A 17729-nucleotide genomic window follows, 5' to 3' on the forward strand; every position below is an offset into this window, starting at 1 on the left:
GCACTCGGTGTCTCCGGGATTCGACATTCGGCGCGGAAGGTCGCCGATGTAGGCGGTCGACGCGGCCGCCTACCTGGAGGCGATCAGCCATGCGGTTGCGGCCGGTGTCGTGGCGGATGGACCGCCCCACCGTCATCTGCTGACGCGCACGAGCAGCTTCCCCATGTTCTTACCGACCAGCAGACCCTGGAACGCCGGCACCACCTGGTCGAGGCCGTCCACGATGTCCTCCAGGTAAGCGAGGCGACCGTCGGCGACCCACGTGGTGGCCTGGTGGAGGAAGTCGTCCATCTGAGTCGGCGCGAATTCGGTCTGGATGAAGCCGCGCACGGTCAGGCTCTTGCGCAGGATGAGGCCCATCAGCAGGCCGAGCCGGTCGGGGCCGGGCGGCAGCTCGGTCGCGTTGTAGGCGGCGGCGAGCCCGCAGACCGGGATGCGGGCGAAGCTGTTGAGACGCGGCAGCACCGCGTCCAGGACCGCGCCGCCGACGTTTTCGAAATAGACGTCGATCCCGTCCGGTGTGGCGGCAGCCAGCTGTTCGGCGAAGTCGTCGGCGCGATGGTCGATGGCGGCGTCGAAGCCGAACTTCTCGGTCAGCAGCCGCACCTTCTCCGGGCCGCCCGCGATGCCAACGGTGCGCGCGCCCTCCAGTTTCGCGATCTGCCCGACCGCCGACCCCACCGGCCCGGTCGCGGCCGCCACGACCACGGTCTCCCCCGCCTGCGGCTTACCGATATTGCGCAATCCCGAGTAGGCGGTGAACCCAGGCATCCCGAGTACGCCGAGGGCAGTGGTCACCGGCGCCTTGTCCGGATCGAGCTTGCGCAGATAGGCCGCCGATTCCAGCGAATGCGTCTGCCAGCCGCCGTATCCGAGCACGATATCGCCCGGCCGCACCGCGCTGTCACGTGATTCCAGCACCCGCGACACCGTGGCGCCGACCATCGTCGCGCCGATCGCCACCGGCGGCGCATACGACGGCGCGTCACTCATTCGCCCCCGCATATAGGGATCCAGCGACAGATACAGCGTCTCCAGCAGCGCCTGCCCGTCGCCGGGCTCGGGCAATGCGACGGTCTCGGTGCGAAAGTTCTCCGGCTGCGGCGCACCGACCGGACGGGACGCCAGCACGATACGAGTGGTCTCGACGGACACGGTTCCTCCTGTGGGTCGGCTGTCTTCGATCATGCGCCTGTTCGTCGACGGCAGGTCCGCCGCCCCGCGTGAGCGCGCCAATCATCCTCCTCGCGGCCAGGAATGACGGGCGCGATATCGAGACGAGTCACCGGGACGGGAAGCGCTCCCTTCGTCCGGGAATTTCCATAGAGAATAAATATAAATAAGTTATGCTTCTGGCATGGATCGTCCCGACACCGCACCCGCCGCGATCGGGGCAGCCCTCTACAACATCGCCACCAGGGCGGTGCGACGCCGCCCTCGGGACATGAGCCTGACGTCCGCCGCGACTCTGGCCACCCTGGATCGGACCGGACCGCGGCGCATCACCGATCTCGCCGCGTCCGAGGGCGTCACCCAGCCCGCGATGACCGCCCTGGTCCGGGTGATGGAGGAGTCCGGCCTGGTCGAGCGGCGAGGCGATGCGTCCGACAAGCGGGTCACGCTGGTCTGCCTGACCGAGGCAGGCGCCTCCTATGTCCGGACGCGGCGGCGCGCAGGCGTCCACGCGTTCGAACGGTTGATCGGCGAGCTCACCGGCGACGAGGTCGAGGCGCTGATAGCGGCGCTTCCGGCGCTGAAGCGTGTGGCAGAGCTCGAAAGCCAGGACCGCGAAGGGCCGAAGCAGTGACCGCGCAGCCGGTCGGCGAGGTCGCGGCGAAGGCGTCACCAGCGGGGCGCCCCGAAGCGCGATTGCTGGTCCCCGCCCTCGTGTTCATCGCTCTGGTCGTGGCTGCGGTCGGCAGCCTCGGTGCGCCGCTCATCACCAGCGTGGCGTCCACATTCGATATCTCGCTCGGCAGCGCGCAGTGGACGCTGACCGTCACGCTGCTCAGCGGCGCCGTCGCCGCACCGGTCCTCGGCCGGCTCGGAGCCGGCCCGCACCGGCGGGCCACAATCCTGGCCACGCTGGCGGTTGTCGTCGCCGGCAGCGCGCTCACCGTGCTGCCGCTGCCGTTCGCGTGGCTGCTGGCCGGCCGGGCGGCCCAGGGCATCGGACTCGGGCTGACCGCGCTGATGATGGGCGTGGCAAGGGACCACCTGCCCGAGGAGCGCAGCGCGGCCGTGACGCCCTGATCTCGGTGGTGTCGATCATCGGGATCGGCGTCGGCTACCCGCTGGCCGCGTTGCTCACCGACCTCGGCGGGGTACGGGCCGCCTACGGCCTCGGACTGGTCGTCACGGCCGCCGCCCTGCTGACCGCGTGGCGCTCCATACCCGAAGCCCCGGGCGGCCGCTCCGCCCGCGTGGACGTGGCAGGCGCGGTCGTCCTGGCCGCGGCACTGCTGCTGGTGCTGTTACTCGCCGGCGAACGGAATCTGTGGAGCCGGCACCTCGTCGTGGCGGCGGGCCTCGCCGTCCTGGCGGCGGCGCTGCTCTGGGCCTGGGCCGTCATCGAACTGCGCAGCGCCACCCCGCTGATCGATGTGCGGGCGGCGCGGCACCCAGCGGTCGCCGGGGCGAACCTCGCCATGTTCGTCGGCGGGATCGGCATGTACCTGCTACTCACGCTCATCACCCGGTACGCCCAGACGCCGGACGGCGCCGGCTACGGCTTCGGGCTGACGACCTTCGTCGCCGGGTTGGTCCTCCTCCCGTTCTCGGTACTGGGATTCGTCGCAGGCAAGCTCACCCCGCGGGTCCGGACGCGGATCGCCGACCCCTGGCTGCTGGCCGGCAGCGCGATCGTGGTCGGCGGCGGCTTCGCCCTGTTCGCGGCGGCCCGGTCGAACCTGGCCGAACTGTTCACGGCCATGGGCGTGCTCGGCCTCGGCGTCGGCGGCTTCTCGGCCGCGATGCCCGGAGCCATCCTGGCCGTCACCCCCACGAGCGAGACGTCGAGCGCCATGAGCTTCAACTACGTCGTCCGCAGCGTCGGGTACGCCCTCGGCAGCGCCATCGGCGGCCTGACCCTCGCCGCGGGCACCCGCCCCGGGCACCTCTTCCCCGAATCGAGGACCCCGAAAGGCTTGATGCCTACAACAGACTGGCCGGCCGAGCCGTCGCGGCCGGCGGCGGGCGATTGCTCGCCGGCATCGGCGGCCGGGTCGAGGCACACGAAGCCGGAATCGCCGAGCGCGTCGTCCTGATCGAGTTCGACAGCTTCGACCAGGCGGTCGCCACACGCGCGAGCGCGGCCTACCAGGAGGCGCTGGCCGAACTCCCCGAGGGCTTCGAACGCGACTTCCGCATCGTCGAGGGCGTCGACTGACCGGCGCCCGTTTCGCGTCGGCGGGACCCAGGCCGCCGCTGCGATGAGCCGATGCCGGCGGTCACTGCCGCTGCGGCGCGACGAGGCGCTGGGCGGCGAGCACGGTGGCCGCGCGTTGCGCGAGCAGCCGCTCGCCGCCGACGCGCCGCTCCACGAAAGCCGCGTGCATGGCACTGGTGCGAGCCAGATCGGTGAGCATGCGCAGTAGTGCCGGCGCCGGGATGTCGGCGGTGATCAGGCCCTCCTGCTGACCGCGACGCAGTTCGGCGAGTTTCGAGTCGATGGTGCCGCGCACCACCTCGGCGGCGACATCGTTGTCGGCGGGCTCGAGTTCCGACCACGCCTGCAAGCGGGCGTTGTCGGGATTGGCGACGAAATGGTCGAACAGCCGCCCCACATACCCGGGCACATCGTCGGCACGCAGCGCGGTTTCGGCGGTGGTTTCGGCCGTCCAGCGTTCGGTGACGGCGACGTAGAGTTCGCGTTTTCCGGGGAAGTAGGCGTAGAGGCGGTCTTTGCTCGCACGCGCCGCGGTGGCGATGCGGTTGATCCGGGCGCCGGCGATGCCGTATTGGGCGAACTCGGCCTTGGCCGCGGCGAGAATCCGCTCCCGGGTCGCCTCACCTGCCGCACGCATGCCACGAATCGTAGCTTGCCGAACCATTTGGTTCGGAACTATGGTCGTTTCACGAACCAAACGGTTCTGGAAGCTCGGCGAGACGAGGACGCGATGGCCGCACGATGGCAGGAACTCAGGGATCAGACCGACGGGGTGTCGGTCGCCGAACTGGACGAATTGTGGGGCAGGCTGCGGCCCGCGCGCGCCGAGGACATCCTCGGTGAATGGCGCGGCGCAGCGTTCCAGACCGGCCACCCGCTGTGCCGCGCGCTGCCGGCCAGCCGCTGGTACGGCAAGACGTTCCTGGCGCTCGACGACGCGAAACCGCTGATCTGCCGGGCCGAGGACGGCACCTTGTTCTCGAATGTCGAACTCGGACAAGGCGAAGCGACGCTGTGGAATATCGAATTCCGCGGCGAGGTCACCGCGACGATGGTCTACGACGGCCGCGCGGTGTTCGACCATTTCAAATGGCTCGACGACACCACCCTGATGGGCATCATGAACGGGCGGACCGAACTGGTGCTCTCGCGCGGTGAGCACTTCTACTTCCTGCTGGAGCGGGTGTCCTGATGCGCACGAGCGCTGTCCTGTCCCGTGATCCGCGCGCGGGATTCACGGTCGAGACAGTCGATATCGACCAACCGCGCGCCGGTGAGATCCTGGTGCGCATCGCTGCGGCCGGTGTCTGCCATACCGATCTGGTGAGCCGGCGGGCCGGTGCCGTCGACCGGCCGGTGCTGCTGGGCCATGAAGGTGCGGGTGTGGTCGAGGCGGTCGGGCCGGGCGTGCGTGCGGTGCGACCGGGCGATCATGTCGTGCTGACGTTCCGGCACTGCGGTGGGTGCGCGAACTGCCGCGCCGGACGTCCCGCGTACTGCCGCCGCGCGAACGCGTTGAACCAGTTCGGGCGACGTGCTCACGACCAGCCGCGGGTGACCGCCGACGGCGTGCCGGTGCTGGACGGATTCTTCGGCCAGTCGAGCTTCGCCGGCTACGCGCTCGCCACCGAGGACAACACCGTCGTCATCGATTCCGCGATCGACCTCGCCCTAGCGGCCCCGTTCGGATGCGGATTCCAAACCGGTATGGGCGCGGTGCTCAACGTATTACGTCCGGAGCCGGGCTCCTGGCTGACCATCTACGGTGCGGGTGCGGTCGGCATGGCCGCGCTGCTCGCCGCACGGACGATGCCCGACGTTCGCGTCGCCGTCGTCGAGACCTCCGGAGCCCGGCGCGAGCTGGCCCGCGAGCTGGGCGCCGATGACGCCGTCGACCCGGCCGAATCCCCCACCACCCCGGTGATCCGTGAGCTGACCGATGGCGGTGCGACCCACGCGCTCGACACCACCGGCAGCGCGAGCGTCCTCGGCGATGCCGTCGCCGCCCTCGCAACAGGCGCGACAGTGGTGGCCGTCGGACTGGGTTCGGGTACGCCGCCGATCGACGTCAGCGATGTCGTGTTGTACGGCAAGACGATTCGCGGCTGTCTGGAGGGCGACGCGGTACCGGGCGAATTCATCCCGCGGCTGCTGGACCTGCACTCGCGCGGGCTGTTGCCCGCGGAGCGGCTGATCACCCGCTACCCGCACACCGAGATCGATCGCGCGCTGGCGGATCAACGTGCCGGCCGCGTCGTCAAGCCGGTGCTCACGTGGTGAGGCGCTGCGGGCCACCATCGGTGGACGCCCCACCTGGCGATAGGTCCGTCGCCGCGGCCCGACGCGGCGGTCACGTCGTCGGCCACGCGACGTCGTCGATCGCGAGCCACGGGGCCTGCGCCACGCCGGCCGGAGTCATGGCCGTGATCGCCTTGGTTCGACGGTGCAGATGGGATTGATCGGCATAACCGGCCTCGACCGCGGCTTCCGCCGGCGGACGCCCCGCTGCCAGGAGATGGGCGGCATGGTCGAAGCGGACGAGTTCGGTCGCGTGCTTGGGTGTCACCCCGAAATGGGCACGGAAACCCGACCACAAGCGCTGCCGGGACCAGCCGGTCTCGGCCGCGACATCCTGGATGCGGGCCAGCCCTCTGGAGCGCACGGCTTGGTTCCAGGTGTAGACGATTTCGGGTGCCGGCCCGAACTTCCGGTGTACCCGGTTGCGAAGGAACACGAGGGCGAGAGCGAAGCGGTCGTCCCACGAGGGCGTCGCACGGAGTCGCTCGGTCAACTCGGCACTGTCGCCCCACAGTTCCGGCAGCGGTGTCACGGCACCGCCGATGACGTCGGTATCGCCGAGGACCGCTGCCGCGACGACCGGCGACAAGCGGATCTGGAGGACATCGCCGGATCCGGCACCGGCCATGCGCACGGCGCCGCCGTGCAGGCCCACGATCACACTCCCCGTGACCGGCCGCCCGAGCACGTCGTACACGATGCCGTGCTCGCCGAGATCGATCAGGAGTGTGACCAGCGGATGCGGGATCATCGTCAGATCGACGGCAGCGACGTCACGGTATCGGAAACCCGCCATCCGAACTCCCGGTGCGGGCGGGCGCGCGGGAACGGCGACATCGACCCGGCTCCAGTCCACTCCGGCCGTTGCAGTCATGGTTGCCAGGCTAGCCGGAGCGCGATCGGGTGACATTCGTTCAATACGGCGGGGTGGTCCGGCCGCGATGCTGTCGGCATGAACGAACCGATCTCCACCCGGACGCGGGCAGACACAACGATTCACGGCGTGCGTGTACTAGTCGACGGAAACCCCGAGGCACCGCCGGTCCTGCTCATTCATGGTTCCGGCGCGACCGGCTCGACATGGGCACCGGCGGTGCCGTCGTTGGCCACCGCGTGCCGAGTCATCAGAATCGACCTACCCGGATGCGGCCGGTCCGCGCCGGCGGCGACGTATGACGTTGCGCAACAAGCGGATCGGACGGCGGCGGTGCTGGACGAACTCGGTGTGCGGCGGACGGCGGTGGTCGGTCATTCCAGCGGCGGGTACGTCGCCACCGCCCTGGTCGAGCGGCGGCCGGACCTCGTCGGCGAACTGATTCTGGTCAGCGCGGGCCCGAGTCTTTCGGCGCTTCTTCCCGAGCCGGCGATCGTCCGGTTGCTCTCCGCACCACCCTTCGGCCCGCTGGTCTGGGCGATCCGGACCGACTCGATGATCCGCCGGGCAGTCGCCGCGACAGCGGCGAAACCGGTCACCATCTCCGACGAGGTTCTTGCCGATCTGCGAAGGATGACCTATCGAACTCTCCGCGCGATCCTCGCAGCGAATACCGACTACGTGGCCGCGCGGTCGGTACCCGAGCGCCTCATCGACGCGGGCAAGCCGGCCCTGGTGATCTTCGGAGATTCCGACCCTCGGTGGGATCCGACTTCGGCACGCGAGTACGAGGCGGTCCCGGGCGCCGACGTGGAATACCTTCGCGGGGTCGGGCATATCGCGATGCTCGAGGACCCCGCCGCCCTCAGCCGTCTGATACTCGACCGCGCGCTCCAGGCCTTCTGAGATCAGGCCGCGGTTGCGCCGGGTGACCGCGATCGCGTAGTTCTTCGCCCGCAACGTCCTGCCGTTGACGATGCGCCACGGATGCCGCGAGAGCGGGCACGGCCCCCCGCAGGGCCGACCGCCCTCACGCCCGATCGAGGTGGTCCCGCAACACATCGAGCCGCCCGTCCCAGTCGCGGGCGAGCGCGGCGAGGAACTGCTGCGCCACCCGCATGGGCGCCGAATGCAGGCGGTAACGCACCCGACGCCGCTCGCCCGGCTCAGCGATGACCAAGCTCGCATCCGACAGCAGCGCAAGGTGTTTCGCGATCGCCTGCCGGGTGATCGGCAGGCGGGCGGCCAGGTCGGTGGCAGTGGCGGGGCCGGCCGAGGCCAGCTCCGCCAGGATGGCGCGCCGGCTCGGATCGGCCAGCGCGATGAAGACCTGTTCGGCGATCGCTTCGTTCTCAGGCGGCATCGAGATAGGTCACCAGTTCGCCGAGTTCGTTCGCCCAGCCGTCGACGTTGCCGGAATGCGCGGTCTTGTGTTCGCCTTCGTCGAGCTGCGCGAATCCGGTTTCCACTACGGTCAATCGGGTGCCGTCACCCGTCGGCTCGAGGGTGAACTCGACGTAGGTGCGGCGCGAGTCTTCGGCGGGCAGACCGTAGATCTGCCAGGTGAAGCCGAAGATGCGCGGGCGTTCCACGCGCTCTACCCGCAGCTGCTGCGAGCCGCCCTCGTCCCAGCGCAGCCAGGCCTCGCCGCCGGGGCGCAGATCGATGCGCGCCTCGTTGCCGAACCAGGTGCCGAGCCCCTCTGCCGTGGTAATCGCCGTCCACACCTTTTCCGGCGGATGCGCCAGCTCGACGGTCCGCTCGATTCGATCAGGAAATCCCATGATGCACTCTCTTTCAGTAGCAACTCAACGGTTGCAATAGTATGGCAACCGTTTGGTTGCGTCAATACTCGTGGGCGACCGCAACCCGATGGGTGGCCCGGCCGCGGTGTCGCGCCGTCATACGCCCACGGGCCCCGCGAGCGGCCGGCCGGGCGGACCACACCCGATCGGGCCCGCCGCAAGGTCCGTAAGCTGGACCGATCATGGCGCGCACAGATTCCGATTCCTGCCCAGGCGTGCTGCGGCTGCACGAGGCCGCCGACGGGCCGCTGGCGCGCGTCCGTGTGCCCGGCGGACGGCTGGAACCGCACCAGGTGCAGGCGCTGGCCGCGGCGGCCGAGGAACTCGGCGATGGCAATATCGAGCTCACCTCGCGCGGGAATGCGCAGTTGCGTCAGGTGCGTGATGCGCGGGAGCTGACCGAACGGCTGGAAGCGGCGGGACTGCTACCCAGCCACACCCACGAGCGAGTGCGCAATATCGTCGCCTCGCCGCTGTCTGGGCGGATCGGCGGGCTCGCGGATGTGCATCCACTGATCGATACCCTCGATGCCGGGTTGCGCGGGGCGGCGCGGCTCGCGGACCTGCCCGGACGGGTGCTGTTCGCGCTCGACGACGGACGCGGTGACGTCAGCGCGCTCGGCCCCGATATCGGCGCGCATGCCGTCGGCGCCGACGAGTTCGCCATCCTGCTCGCCGGCCGCGACAGCGGGCTGCGGGTGTCGGCCGCCGATACCGCCGACGTCCTGCTGGCGGCCGCGCACGGATTCCTCGACCTCGGCTCCGGTCATTGGCGGCTGCACGAGATCGACAACGGCGCCGACCGCATAGTCGAATCGCTGGGCCTGACGCCGGTATCGCCGCGCGTGGACATCGGAACCGCTCCGCCACCTCCGATCGGCTGGCTCCCGCAAGACAACGACCTGGTCGCCCTCGGCGCGGGCATCCGCCTGGGCTCCTTGCCTGCACGCACCGCGGAATTCCTCGCCGCCGTCGAACGACCGCTGTTCATCACGCCGTGGCGCTCGATCGTCCTCACCGACCTCGACGAATGGCCCGCCGAACAGGTGGTGCGCGTCCTGGCTCCGATGGGCCTGATCTTCGATGCGAACTCCCCGTGGTTGCAGGTCACCGCCTGCGCCGGTCGCCCCGGCTGCGCCAAATCGCACACCGACGTCCGCGCCGACGCCACCGCCGCCGTCGAATCCGGCCGCGTCCTCCCACCCGGCACCGCCACCCCCGCCACCGACTCCCCCCTCCCCGCCGACCAGCTCCTCATCGCAGGCCGCCAACACTGGTCCGGCTGCGACCGCCACTGCGGCCGCCCCACCGGCCCCGTCACCGATGTCACCGCCGGTCCCGACGGGTATTCCGTCGGATAACCATCGGCAATCCGTCGTCCATCGGCCCGGAGGTCTGCGATTGCCGCTGCCCTTGATGCCACGGTGGACATCTCGTTCACCAGCGCGGCCTGACGGAGCGAACACCGAGCGGCAGCTGATCCGGTCGACCCACGACGACACCGGGTATTACCCGGGTCATAGGCTGAGCGCCATGTCCGACGTGCGTGCCAGTTATCTCACCGACGCGGCCGAGATCTATCGGCGGTCCTTCGCCACGATCCGGGCCGAGGCGGATCTGAGCGGGTTTCCGCCGGATATCGCGCAGGTCGTGGTGCGGATGATCCACGGATGCGGACAGGTCGATCTGGTGCAGGATGTAGCGTTCACGCCGGGAGTGGTTGCCGCGGCGCGGACCGCGTTGCGGGCGGGTGCGCCGATCCTGTGCGATGCGACCATGGTCGCCTCGGGCGTGACGCGCAAGCGACTGCCCGCCGATAACGAGGTGCTGTGTCTGCTGGGCGATCCGCGGGTGCCGGAGCTGGCGCAGCGGATGGGCACCACGCGGTCGGCGGCGGCACTGGAACTGTGGCGCGACCGGCTCGACGGCGCGGTGGTCGCCATCGGCAACGCCCCGACGGCGCTGTTCCATCTGCTGGACATGCTGGACGCCGGCGCGCCCCGCCCCGCGGCGGTGCTCGGCATCCCGGTCGGCTTCGTCGGCGCCGTCGAATCCAAGGACGCGTTGATCGAAGCAGGCGGCGTCGAATATCTGACCGTGCGTGGCAGGCGCGGCGGTAGCGCCATCACCGCCTCGGCCCTGAATGCGATTGCGAGCGAACAGGAATGAGCGCACCCGGCAAACTCTGGGGAATCGGACTCGGCCCGGGCGATCCGGAACTGGTGACGGTGAAGGCGGCACGGATCATCGGCGCGGCCGACGTGATCGCCTTCCATAGCGCACGGCACGGCCGCAGCATCTCGCGCGGCATCGCCGAACCGTACATGCGGCCGGGCCAGCTCGAAGAACACCTCGTCTACCCGGTGACGACCGAGACCACCGATCATCCGGGCGGCTATCAGGGCGCCATCGACGAGTTCTACGAGCAGGCCGCCGAACGACTGGCCGATCACCTGGCCGCCGGCCGCAGCGTCGCGCTGCTGGCCGCGGGCGATCCGCTGTTCTACAGCTCCTACATGCATATGCACCGCCGCCTGGCCGGCCGGTTCGAGGCCGAGATCATCCCCGGCATCACCTCGGTGAGCGCGGCGTCGGCGGCGCTGGGCACCCCACTGGTCGAAGGCGAGCAGGTGCTGACCGTGCTGCCCGGCACCATGCCCGTCGACGAACTCACCGAACGCCTGCGCGACGCCGACGCCGCTGCCGTCATGAAGCTCGGCCGCACCTATCCCGCGGTGCGGCAGGCACTCTCGGAGGCGGGCAAACTGGGCGATGCCTACTACGTCGAGCGAGCCAGCACCGGCCGTGAGCGGGTGCTGCCCGCCGCCGACGTGGCCGATGACGAGGTTCCCTACTTCGCCATCACCATCGTCCCCGGGCCGGAACCCACCACACCCTTGCGCCTGAGCGCATCGCCCGAAAACCGTTCGGACGCACGGCATCCAGCCGGCGACGTCGGAGTCGGCGCGGCCGATGCCGCGATCCGGCCCGCCCCCGGCGACGGGACGCTCGACAGCCGTTCGGCTGCAACCACCACCGCCGTGCCCGCCGAGAACACGCCGGATGCCGAAGGCGCTCCCCTCGATCCGTGCACACCGGTGGACCGGCCCGCCGAAACCGGTGACGTGGTCGTGGTCGGCCTCGGCCCCGGCGCGACGGTCTGGACCACACCCGAAGTCGAGCGAGCCCTCGCCGAGGCGACCGACCTCATCGGCTACACCACCTACGTCGACCGGGTGCCGGTCCGGCCCGGCCAGCGCAGGCATGCCAGCGACAACCGTGTCGAATCCGAGCGCGCGGCGATGGCATTGGACCTGGCCAAGAACGGTGCGCGCGTCGCGGTGGTCTCCTCGGGCGATCCGGGGGTTTTCGCCATGGCGGCCGCGGTCTTGGAGGAATCGGCCGACCCGCAGTGGAAAGGCGTGCCCGTCCGGGTACTGCCCGGGGTGACCGCCGCCAATGCCGTCGCGAGCCGGGTGGGCGCCCCGCTGGGCCACGACTACGCCATGATCTCGCTGTCGGATCGGCTCAAGCCGTGGGACGTGGTCGCGCGCAGGCTGTCCGCGGCCGCGGCCGCGGATATGGCCATCGCCATCTACAACCCGGCCTCGAGCCAGCGCACCTGGCAGGTCGCGGCGATGCGGGAGCTGCTGCTCGAGCATCGAACACCGCTGACACCGGTGGTGATCGGCCGCGACGTCGGCGGCCCCACCGAAACCGTGCGCGTGGTGTCGCTGGGCGATCTCGAGCCGAGCGAGGTCGATATGCGGACCCTGCTCATCATCGGCGCCTCCACGACAGCCGTGGTCGAGACCGAGGACGGACCGCGCGTCTACACCTCCCGGCGCTACCAGGTCTGAGCCGCCGGCCCGCGCGCCGGACCGCCGCGTTCGCCCGAACCGGTAGACTCGTACACATTCCACTATGGAGTGTCGACCGAAGGGAGCACCGCGTGGCCGACCGCACGAGCAGGCGGCCGTTGAACTCCACGGCCGCCTCCCTACTCGGCTTCCTGCACGAAGGACCCATGTCCGGTTGGGACCTGGTGAACCTGGCCCAGGAGCGGATCGGCGACTTCTGGACCATCACTCAGAGCCAGGTCTACCGCGAACTCACCGCCATGGACGCCGCCGGCCTGGTCGAGAAGGGTGAGACCGGCGCTCGCGAACGCACCCCCTATCAGATCACCGAGGCCGGGCGCGCCGCGTTTCGCGAGTGGATCGCCCGCGACCCGGGAACCGAGACGATCCGGGTGCCGCTGCTGCTGACGATGTCGTTCGGCGAGCACCTCGACCCCACCCACCTCGACGACATCATCGCCGCGGGCCGCGAGGTGCATCAGCGCCGCCTCGACGGCTACCTACGCGAGGACTGCGCCGGAATGCGGCCACACCAGCGCGCCACCCTCGAATTCGGTATCGCCTACGAACGCGCCGTCCTCGACTGGTTCGCCCGACTCCCCACCCTCCTCGGACGGACTCCTGCCGAGGCGACCGCGGCATCGTCCGCGCCTTCCCAGGCATCCGGCGACGGAGCCACCGGGTCCCGGCCGCACGAGTAGCCACGCGTCCGGCAGCAGTGGCCGTGGCGATCCCGCACGCCGGTGCGACATACACTCCGGCGGCGACCAGAGCGCGGCGGATCATGTCCGAACAGCAGGCATGCAACGCACGGACGTGACTGGTTGCACTATGGGATCAGTGCGGGTACGTTCCTAACTGCTTGCATATTGCAATCAGAAAGGGCTCCGATGACACAGTTCGTACGGGTACAGAACTTCAGCATTTCCAGCGATGGATACGGCGCGGGGGTGGGGCAGAGCCTGGAGCGGCCGTTCGGACATGCCGACCCGGCGGATTTCATGTCCTGGGCGGGGGCCACCGCGCATTGGGTGAACCGGACCGAGCCAGGCGGAAGCTACGGCCTCGACGACTACATCACCCGCGATTACGCCAACAACATCGGCGCAGAGATCATGGGACGCAACAAGTTCGGACCGCAGCGTGGCCCGTGGGAGAACTATGACTGGCAGGGCTGGTGGGGCGATGAACCTCCGTTCCGCACGCCGGTTTTCGTGCTCACCCACCATCCGCGACCTTCCTTCACGCTGGCCGACACCACCTTCCATTTTCTCGACGCGACACCGCACGAGGCCCTCGCCCGCGCATTCGAGGCCGCCGACGGCAAGGATGTCCGGATCGGCGGTGGGGTGGCCACGGTGCGCGCATTCCTCGACGCCGACCTCATCGACCAGATGCACGTGGCGGTCGCGCCCGTCGAACTCGGCCGCGGCGAACGGTTGTGGTCGGGCCCGGAGGAACTGACCGATCGTTTTCACCTGGAGCGGGTTGCGAGCCCCAGCGGTATGGTGCACCACTTCTTCTGGCGACGGTGAGCGCGTACCGTCACGTACCGGAGTGCCCCGTCAACGGCCACTCGCGGCGCGACGGCGCAGCCACTCCAACGCATCGGGAACGGTGCCGACGACCTCGATGCCCCCAGGAGTCGCCGGCCGGTCGACCATCAACACCGGGATCCGCGCCGCACGCGCGGCGGTCAGCTTCGCCGCGGTATCGGCGCCGCCGCTGTCCTTGGTGACGAGCACGTCGATCCGGTGCCGGGCCAGGAGTTCGGACTCTGCTTCGACAGTGAAAGGCCCTCGGGCGAGCAGTAATTCATGGTGCGCGGGCAGCGCCGCATCGGGCGGGTCGATGGCGCGGATGAGGAACCACCGATCGCTGTGGCCGGCGAAGGCGCCGACGCCTTGGCGTCCGATGGTGAGGAATATCCGCTCCCCCAGCTCGGTGACCCGCGCGGCGGCGGCAGCCAGGTCGGGCACGCGAATCCAGTTGTCGCCCGGGCCCGCCGACCAGCCGGGGCGGCTCAGCCGCAGCAACGGGATGCCTGCGGCGCGGCAGGCGATCGCCGCATTGCCGGTGATGGTGTCGGCGAACGGGTGGGTCGCGTCGACGACGACGTCGATGCGCTGCCCGAGCAGAAACTCGCGCAGGCCATCAGGTCCGCCGAAGCCGCCGATGCGCACCTCGCCGGCCGGTAGCAGGGGGTCGCGAACGCGTCCGGCGAGCGAGGAGACGATCTCGAATCCTCGCTCGCCGGAAGCGCTACGGGCCAGTTCCCGGGCTTGCCGGGTCCCGCCAAGGATCAGGATGTTCAGGGCTGGCCGCTGAAGTAGGCCAGGCCCGCGTTCAGCAGCTCCGGACCACCCGCGACCGCGAGGCCGATGATGGCACCGAGCACCGCGCCGGGCAGGATGCCGACACCGAAGAACAGGATGCCGACCGCCGCACCGATCAGGCCGCCGACGAGCGCACCGAGCGAGGCCCGCTGCAGTTCGGCCATGAACCAGCCCTGCGCCGAGATGAACTCGGCCTGGCTCGGGGCGGCCGCGGTCGGGGTGACCTGCGGGGTCAGGGTGAGCTTGCTGCCATCGGCATCGACGGTCGCAGCGATCTCGACCGGCTGCCCCTTGGCGGTGGCGGTCAGCGGGATCGTGGTGACGACGGCGCCGTCGGAGTTCTTCAGCGTCACCGTCTTGTCGTCGGTGTCGAGGCTGAACTTGCCGCCGGTCACGGTGGTGACCAGCGATTTGCCGGCTTCGGCGAGCTCGAGCGTGTAGTCGACGCCCTGGTCTTCACCGGTGACCGCGGGCACGGCGGCGCTCTGGTCCTGGGCGGCGGGCGGGGTGGGCGACGGAGCGGCGTAGGAGGTTCCTGCGCTGACACCGGTGGCGGCGACCGCGAGCAGCGCGGTGGCGGCGAACTTCTTGTACTTCATGTAACTCCCCGGTCAGGAAATTCGGTTTCCGATCACGATCGGAACTCGGACCCGACCCTACCGCGTGGAACAGCCCTGTTTCACCCATGGGCACGGCCGGATCGCCGCTCAGGCCGAGCCCTTCACCACCGACCATTGCGCCACCGGCAGCTGCGGGCGCCACGCGGTGAACCCACCGAGCGGCTCGGCCCGGTAGACCTGGAATTTGCGCAGCTCACCGCCGTGCGCGGCGGCCAGGCGCACCAGCGTCGCCTCGGATTCGGCGGTCACCGCATTGGCCACCAGCCGCCCGCCCTGGCCCAGATGTGACCAGCATGTCTCGAAAACGCCGTCTTGGGTGAGACCGCCGCCGAGGAAGATCGCATCGGGCGCGGGCAGGTCGGCGGCCGCCAGTTCCGCTCGGACCTCACCGCGCACCTGCACGCCGGGAGCACCGAGCGCGACGGCATTGTCCGCGATCCGCTGCCTGCGCTGCTCGATCCGTTCAAAGCTCACCGCACGGCAGGCCGGATGGGTGCGGCACCACTCGATCGCGATGCTTCCGGAGCCGCCGCCGACGTCCCAGAGCAGTTCGCCGGGCGCCGGCGCGAGAGCGGTCAGGGTGAGGGCGCGGATCTCGGATTTGGTGAGTTGGGTGTCGCCGCCGTAGAGGACGTCGGGCAGGCCGGGCAGTCGTGTCGCGCGAGGGCGGTCGGCGTCGGCGACGGCGTCGATCGCAACGATATTGAGCGGGTCGGTCCGCGCAGCATCCCAGGTCGCGGCTGTCCCGGTGACGATGCGCTCGCCCGGGCCACCGAGCTGCTCGAGCACCGTGAGCCTCGAGGAGCCGAAACCGTTGCGGCGGAGCAATTCCGCGATGATCGCCGGCGTGCCGGCGTCGGCGCTGAGTACCAGGATGCGGCGCCCATCGGTGAGTTCGGGCAGCAGATTCGCCGGTGCGCGCCCGACCATCGAAACCACGGGGACCTCGGCGAGCGGCCAGCCCAGCCGGGCGCAGGCCAGCGACGCCGACGACGGTTGCGGAATCACCCGCAGCGCGCCGGCGCCCAAGAGCTTGGCGAGCGTGACGCCGATGCCGTAGAACATCGGATCACCACTGGCCAGTACACAGATCCGGGCATCGGCATGCGCGCGCAGCAGGCCGGCGAGTGCGGGCAGCAGCGGTGACGGCCAGCTGATCCGCTCGGCGGTGACGTCGTCGGGGACCAATGCGAGCTGGCGCGCCGAACCCATCAGCACGTCGCAGCCCGCGATCGCCTCACGCGCCGTTGCCCCCAGGCCGCGCCAGCCGTCCGCACCGATGCCGACCACGGCGATCGGGGCACCAGACCAACGCACGACGTCGACGTCGCCGCTCATCCGAGACCTGACCGAACCCGCAACCGCGGCACCCGTACTGTCACGCCGGGCCGCAGCCCTGGACCCACGAATCCGGGTGCCCCAACATCACAACGCGCGCAAAGGTTTCGGGGAAGGGCGCCCACACGCATCCGCGAGCGCTGATCTGCCCCGTCTCGACCATTCCGACCCCCGGCGTGTGCGGTGAGCGGCAGTCGCGGCCCGTCGTGGACAGGGCTGCGGAGCAGGTCGACGTTCATCGCGGCATCCTGCGCCAGATCGGCTGCGGCAACATCCGGAAGGCGATGAAGACCAGTCGCAGGATTCCGGGGACCGCAATCTGTCCGGCCCGTCGACGCAGGCCCTTGACCACGGCCTCGGCCACCTGCCCGGGGGTGCTGGAGAACGGAGCCGGCTCCATCCCCTCGGTCATCCGCCCGATGACAAATCCCGAACGCACCAGCAACACGTGCACACCGGTGCCGTGCAACGCGTCGGCGAGACCGCTGGCGAATCCGTCGAGCCCGGCTTTGGCCGAACCGTAGACATAGTTCGCGCGGCGTACCCGCACACCCGCGATGGAGCTGAACACCACGAGCTGACCGCTGCCCTGGGCGCGCAGCAGGTTGGCCAGCACCGTCAGCACGCTGACCTGCGCGGTGAAGTCGGTGTGCACCACCGCCAGCGCGTGCGCCGGATCGCGTTCGGCGCGGGCTTGATCGCCGAGGATGCCGAAGGCCACCACCACGACTGCGAGCGGTCCGTGTTCGGCGGCGATCTTCTCCAGCAGCGCGGGATGGCTCGCGGTGTCGTCGGCGTCGAATTCGACGCAGTGCACAGTCGCCGCGCCCGCCGCCTCGACGGCCGCGACCTGTTCGGCCAGCTCAACGCTGCGGCGCGCGGCGAGCACTACCGTCCGGTTCGGCGCGATCCGCCGCGCCACTTCGAGCCCGATCTCGCTGCGCCCACCGAGCACCAGCACCGTCCCCGCATCGAGTTCTCGCCCGCTACGCCATCCCATGCGCCCATCCTGTCATCCGGTCCTGTCATCCGGTCCTGTCATCCGGTGCCCGGCAGTCTGCAACCGCGAACTTCACGGGCTCCGATGTCGCCCGGTGACTCGACGCCGCCGGTTCAGGGAGGCCGAGACAGCCACGCTACGGTCTAACCATGGCGATCGGTGCTGTTGTCCAACTGTCCCCAGCCGCTGTCGAGTTCGTGACCGAACGAC

21 protein-coding genes are annotated in these 17729 nt (G+C 70.0%); 12 read left to right on the top strand and 9 right to left on the bottom strand.

The features are described from left to right. Positions 1-132 precede the first annotated feature (132 nt). The gene (gene curA / locus RJ05_RS13650) at positions 133-1188 is read right to left on the bottom strand and encodes an NADPH-dependent curcumin/dihydrocurcumin reductase (RefSeq protein ID WP_051016544.1); all 1056 of its coding nucleotides are present in this window, start codon (positions 1186-1188) and stop codon (positions 133-135) included. Positions 1189-1357: 169 nt separating this feature from the next. On the opposite strand from curA, the gene RJ05_RS13655 reads away from it, so the two are divergent. From RJ05_RS13655 to RJ05_RS13665, 4 genes are read left to right on the top strand one after another with little or no spacing between them, the layout of a single operon-like run. Further along, positions 1358-1807: a MarR family winged helix-turn-helix transcriptional regulator gene (locus tag RJ05_RS13655; RefSeq protein WP_228789023.1), complete on the top strand. Its 450-nt coding sequence runs from the start codon at positions 1358-1360 to the stop codon at positions 1805-1807. After that, positions 1804-2253: an MFS transporter gene (locus RJ05_RS32305; protein WP_255220937.1), complete on the top strand. Its 450-nt coding sequence runs from the start codon at positions 1804-1806 to the stop codon at positions 2251-2253. Before RJ05_RS13655 ends, RJ05_RS32305 begins: the two co-directional genes overlap by 4 nt. A 5-nt stretch (positions 2254-2258) precedes the next feature. Next, entirely contained in the window at positions 2259-3266 is a 1008-nt protein-coding gene (locus tag RJ05_RS13660; protein ID WP_255220938.1) for an MFS transporter, read from the top strand. Continuing rightward, positions 3164-3388: a DUF1330 domain-containing protein gene (locus RJ05_RS13665; protein WP_081597313.1), complete on the top strand. Its 225-nt coding sequence runs from the start codon at positions 3164-3166 to the stop codon at positions 3386-3388. Before RJ05_RS13660 ends, RJ05_RS13665 begins: the two co-directional genes overlap by 103 nt. A gap of 61 nt (positions 3389-3449) precedes the next feature. Here RJ05_RS13665 and RJ05_RS13670 read toward each other — a convergent pair whose 3' ends face one another. Next, the gene (locus RJ05_RS13670; RefSeq protein WP_036537490.1) at positions 3450-4025 is read right to left on the bottom strand and encodes a TetR family transcriptional regulator; all 576 of its coding nucleotides are present in this window, start codon (positions 4023-4025) and stop codon (positions 3450-3452) included. Between the two features lie 93 nt (positions 4026-4118). Here RJ05_RS13670 and RJ05_RS13675 point away from each other — a divergent pair, with 93 nt between their 5' ends. Together RJ05_RS13675 and RJ05_RS13680 are read left to right on the top strand one after the other, a co-directional pair. Further along, positions 4119-4580 carry a DUF4334 domain-containing protein gene (locus RJ05_RS13675; RefSeq protein WP_036537492.1) on the top strand — a complete coding sequence of 154 codons (462 nt, stop codon included), beginning with the start codon at positions 4119-4121 and terminating at the stop codon, positions 4578-4580. Continuing rightward, complete coding sequence (locus RJ05_RS13680; protein WP_036537493.1) at positions 4580-5668, top strand: NAD(P)-dependent alcohol dehydrogenase; 1089 nt, start codon at positions 4580-4582, stop codon at positions 5666-5668. The genes RJ05_RS13675 and RJ05_RS13680 overlap by 1 nt, the downstream gene beginning before the upstream one ends. A 70-nt stretch (positions 5669-5738) precedes the next feature. Here RJ05_RS13680 and RJ05_RS13685 read toward each other — a convergent pair whose 3' ends face one another. Next, the gene (locus tag RJ05_RS13685; RefSeq protein WP_228828850.1) at positions 5739-6560 is read right to left on the bottom strand and encodes a helix-turn-helix domain-containing protein; all 822 of its coding nucleotides are present in this window, start codon (positions 6558-6560) and stop codon (positions 5739-5741) included. A 129-nt stretch (positions 6561-6689) separates the two neighbouring features. Between RJ05_RS13685 and RJ05_RS13690 the strand changes: the two genes are divergently transcribed. Further along, the gene (locus tag RJ05_RS13690; RefSeq protein ID WP_036537519.1) at positions 6690-7466 is read left to right on the top strand and encodes an alpha/beta fold hydrolase; all 777 of its coding nucleotides are present in this window, start codon (positions 6690-6692) and stop codon (positions 7464-7466) included. 124 nt (positions 7467-7590) lie between these two features. Here RJ05_RS13690 and RJ05_RS13695 read toward each other — a convergent pair whose 3' ends face one another. Continuing rightward, positions 7591-7923 (bottom strand): ArsR/SmtB family transcription factor, encoded by a 333-nt coding sequence (locus RJ05_RS13695; RefSeq protein ID WP_036537496.1) that lies wholly within the window; start codon positions 7921-7923, stop codon positions 7591-7593. Further along, positions 7913-8344 carry an SRPBCC domain-containing protein gene (locus tag RJ05_RS13700; protein ID WP_036537498.1) on the bottom strand — a complete coding sequence of 144 codons (432 nt, stop codon included), beginning with the start codon at positions 8342-8344 and terminating at the stop codon, positions 7913-7915. Before RJ05_RS13700 ends, RJ05_RS13695 begins: the two co-directional genes overlap by 11 nt. 203 nt (positions 8345-8547) lie before the next feature. Between RJ05_RS13700 and cobG the strand changes: the two genes are divergently transcribed. From cobG to RJ05_RS13725, 5 genes are all read left to right on the top strand, one after another. Further along, complete coding sequence (cobG, locus tag RJ05_RS13705; RefSeq protein ID WP_036537499.1) at positions 8548-9726, top strand: precorrin-3B synthase; 1179 nt, start codon at positions 8548-8550, stop codon at positions 9724-9726. Between the two features lie 172 nt (positions 9727-9898). Next, positions 9899-10534, top strand: a complete 636-nt coding sequence (locus RJ05_RS13710; RefSeq protein WP_036537501.1) for a precorrin-8X methylmutase — start codon at positions 9899-9901, stop codon at positions 10532-10534. Next, complete coding sequence (locus RJ05_RS13715; protein WP_036537502.1) at positions 10531-12225, top strand: precorrin-2 C(20)-methyltransferase; 1695 nt, start codon at positions 10531-10533, stop codon at positions 12223-12225. Before RJ05_RS13710 ends, RJ05_RS13715 begins: the two co-directional genes overlap by 4 nt. Before the next feature lie 92 nt (positions 12226-12317). Further along, positions 12318-12926 carry a PadR family transcriptional regulator gene (locus tag RJ05_RS13720; protein ID WP_234012204.1) on the top strand — a complete coding sequence of 203 codons (609 nt, stop codon included), beginning with the start codon at positions 12318-12320 and terminating at the stop codon, positions 12924-12926. Positions 12927-13115: 189 nt separating this feature from the next. Next, positions 13116-13760, top strand: a complete 645-nt coding sequence (locus RJ05_RS13725) for a dihydrofolate reductase family protein (protein ID WP_036537504.1) — start codon at positions 13116-13118, stop codon at positions 13758-13760. A gap of 30 nt (positions 13761-13790) precedes the next feature. On the opposite strand, the gene RJ05_RS13730 is transcribed toward RJ05_RS13725, so the two are convergent. The 4 genes from RJ05_RS13730 to dprE2 form a co-directional block, all read right to left on the bottom strand. Further along, positions 13791-14540 carry a cobalt-precorrin-6A reductase gene (locus tag RJ05_RS13730; protein ID WP_036537506.1) on the bottom strand — a complete coding sequence of 250 codons (750 nt, stop codon included), beginning with the start codon at positions 14538-14540 and terminating at the stop codon, positions 13791-13793. Further along, the gene (locus RJ05_RS13735) at positions 14537-15160 is read right to left on the bottom strand and encodes a DUF8020 domain-containing protein (RefSeq protein ID WP_036537507.1); all 624 of its coding nucleotides are present in this window, start codon (positions 15158-15160) and stop codon (positions 14537-14539) included. The genes RJ05_RS13730 and RJ05_RS13735 overlap by 4 nt, the downstream gene beginning before the upstream one ends. 108 nt (positions 15161-15268) lie before the next feature. Continuing rightward, complete coding sequence (locus RJ05_RS13740; RefSeq protein ID WP_051016546.1) at positions 15269-16519, bottom strand: bifunctional cobalt-precorrin-7 (C(5))-methyltransferase/cobalt-precorrin-6B (C(15))-methyltransferase; 1251 nt, start codon at positions 16517-16519, stop codon at positions 15269-15271. Positions 16520-16754: 235 nt separating this feature from the next. Then, complete coding sequence (gene dprE2 / locus RJ05_RS13745) at positions 16755-17519, bottom strand: decaprenylphospho-beta-D-erythro-pentofuranosid-2-ulose 2-reductase (RefSeq protein ID WP_036537509.1); 765 nt, start codon at positions 17517-17519, stop codon at positions 16755-16757. Positions 17520-17729: the final 210 nt, after the last annotated feature.

The sequence above is a fragment of the Nocardia cyriacigeorgica NBRC 100375 genome (genome assembly GCF_000308555.1).
Lineage (GTDB): Bacteria > Actinomycetota > Actinomycetes > Mycobacteriales > Mycobacteriaceae > Nocardia > Nocardia cyriacigeorgica.